Here is a 2,473-nt window from a genome sequence, read left to right on the forward strand (position 1 = left end):
GTAAGCATCCGGTGAAGCCTACTTCAGTCAGGCAGGCTTCCACTTATGCGGCAACAATTCTTCAATCTGGCTCATTTTCTGTGTCGGCAGTCTTTTCAGCACATCACTGAGATAGGCATACGGATTCAGCCCATTCAGTTTTGCTGACTGAATCAGCGTCATAATATTTGCCGCTCGCTGACCACTGCGCAGTGAGCCAGCAAACAGCCAGTTCTTACGTCCTAAAGCCCAGGGACGCATTTGGTTCTCGAGCCAATTATTATCAATCGGCAGATTGCCATCATCCAGATAGCGGCTTAATACAGTCCAACGTTTTAGGCTGTAGTTGATTGCCTTGGCGGTTGCAGAACTTGGTGGCACCTTCATCTGGTGTGCTGTCAACCATTCATGTAACTGCTGCATGATCGGCTGGCTCTCTTGTTGCCTTCGCTGTAGACGATATTCTGCTGTACAGTTGGCTGTTTCTTTTAATTCAGCCTCTATAGCATACAGTTGCTGAATCAGTTGTAATGCATGTTCAGCGATCTGACTTTTCCCGGTCACATGCAGTTCATGAAACTTACGACGCGCATGCGCCATGCAGCCCACCTCAATGACCTGGCCTGATCTAAAGCGTGCTTTATAACCACTATAATCATCACAGACCAGATGACCCTGCCAGCCTTTCAGGAACTCTTCAGCATGCTGACCAGAACGGCTATCTTGAAAGTCATAGATGACTGCCTGAATTGAATTGTACTGTGTCGTCGCATAAGCCCAGACATAACCCTTTTTCGGCTTTTTCTCACCGATCTGCATCACCGTTACTGGCGTTTCATCCGCATGGATCACCTGTTGTTGCAGCAACATCTCTTTCAAGGTATCCACCAAGGGCTCCAGCTCCACACCGCAGCGGCCGACCCAGTCAGCTAAAGTAGATCGAGCCAAGTCAACTCCAGCTCGTTGATAGATCAGGCGCTGACGGTACAGGGGTAAATGATCGGCATATTTGGATACCAGCACATGGCTGAGCAATTCAGGTGTAGCAATGCCTTTATCAATTGCTTGTGCAGGCATTGGTTGCTGAATCAGGGTATCACACTGATCACAGACCCATTTACCACGCACATGCTGTTCCTTATAGAACTGTGCCGGTCTGAAATTCAGTTTTTCACTGATATCTTCGCCGATACGACGCAGCGTGCAACCACAGTGACACTGTGTCGATGTGGGTTCATGCTCAATACGGATCGTTTCCAGGTGATCTGGCAGTGCTCGGCGTTTAGGTTTATTCACCTTGAATTTTTGTATTTGCACAGCAGTCTCACTAGCATTAAGTCGTTCAAGCTCCAGATCAACCGCTGCGATATCTTCTTCGACCGCTTCATCCCACAGATGGATTTGTTTCTGGGTTAAATGTTCATTTTTACAGCCGAATTTATGCCGTTTAAACAGCGCCAGTTCATGCTCGTATTTTTGCGTGAGAATGGAGAGATGTTGAACTTTGGCATCTAATTGTTGTTTATCTTCTGCGAGTTGTTGATGCTGCATCGCCAACTGTCTGGTGAATTCCAGCAGTTGTTCATGAGTCAGTTGGTTTAAATCAGGCAGCATATTCATGACCGCAGTATGCCTGAGGTCATGAGAAGAATGAAATAGAACGTTTGGAGAATAGCAGAATGCACGAGCCTGGTTTAGAGCATAGTGACCACCTGCTGCAATCCGATTCTCTGCCAGGGCAGACCCTGAATTAAGGCCTGTAACTGTTCCGGGCTGATCGCCACGGTTTCACCCTGGTGAACTTTAGCCCAGTGAAATTTACCCTGTTCCAGCCGTCGGGCACACAACCAGACACCCAATCCATCATGCACCAGCACTTTCATGCGATGGCCACGCTTATTACAGAACAGATAGGCGCAATGCGGTTTGATGTAGCCAAAGGCTCTCAGCACCTGAGCCATGGCAGTATCCATACCTGCACGCATGTCCATCGGCTGGGTAGAGAGCCAGATTTCATCGATACGGATCATGTTGCCAGTGCCTTGAGTAGTTCTGCCAAGGCAGACATTTCTGATGCCTGCCATTTCAGCCCGATCTCTCTGCTCGAATCAGGCAAAGTAATGTGAACGTGCAACATTCCTGCAGTAGATGTATTGAATGTTGCAGGGTAAGGCAAGGCAATAAATGCGGGCTTGGGTAGTGCCGGGTTGTGCAGAGTTTGTCTGCCATCAAGAAGGCGAATCCATTTACATACGAGATTTGCATTCAGGCCATACTGCAAAGCGACTGAGGCGATTGAAGTATTGGGTTCTTTACAGGCTTGAACAATACTATTTTTAAATTCAGCACTGTATGTTCTTCGCTTTTTGGAAGCAGATACGGTTGATGCATGGATATTTGTGGTCATAAATTAAGTCCCCACTTATTTTTAAGTGGGGACTAACATAAGGCTAATTAGAGAGATTGGTAAGGAGGTGCTTTGCCGGATACTTAC

Annotated in this window: 3 protein-coding genes; all 3 read right to left on the reverse strand. The window is 47.3% G+C overall.

Annotated features, from left to right (window positions below):
- Nucleotides 1-27: 27 nt before the first annotated feature.
- Entirely contained in the window at nt 28-1,599 is a 1,572-nt protein-coding gene (tnpC, locus tag HLH14_RS06270; RefSeq protein WP_067726309.1) for an IS66 family transposase, read from the reverse strand.
- Nucleotides 1,600-1,673: 74 nt separating this feature from the next.
- The gene (tnpB, locus tag HLH14_RS06275) at nt 1,674-2,009 is read right to left on the reverse strand and encodes an IS66 family insertion sequence element accessory protein TnpB (protein WP_067726311.1); all 336 of its coding nucleotides are present in this window, start codon (nt 2,007-2,009) and stop codon (nt 1,674-1,676) included.
- Nucleotides 2,006-2,386, reverse strand: a complete 381-nt coding sequence (locus HLH14_RS06280) for a transposase (RefSeq protein ID WP_086194812.1) — start codon at nt 2,384-2,386, stop codon at nt 2,006-2,008. The genes tnpB and HLH14_RS06280 overlap by 4 nt, the downstream gene beginning before the upstream one ends.
- Nucleotides 2,387-2,473: the final 87 nt, after the last annotated feature.

Source organism: Acinetobacter terrae (assembly GCF_013004375.1).
GTDB classification, from domain to species: domain Bacteria; phylum Pseudomonadota; class Gammaproteobacteria; order Pseudomonadales; family Moraxellaceae; genus Acinetobacter; species Acinetobacter terrae.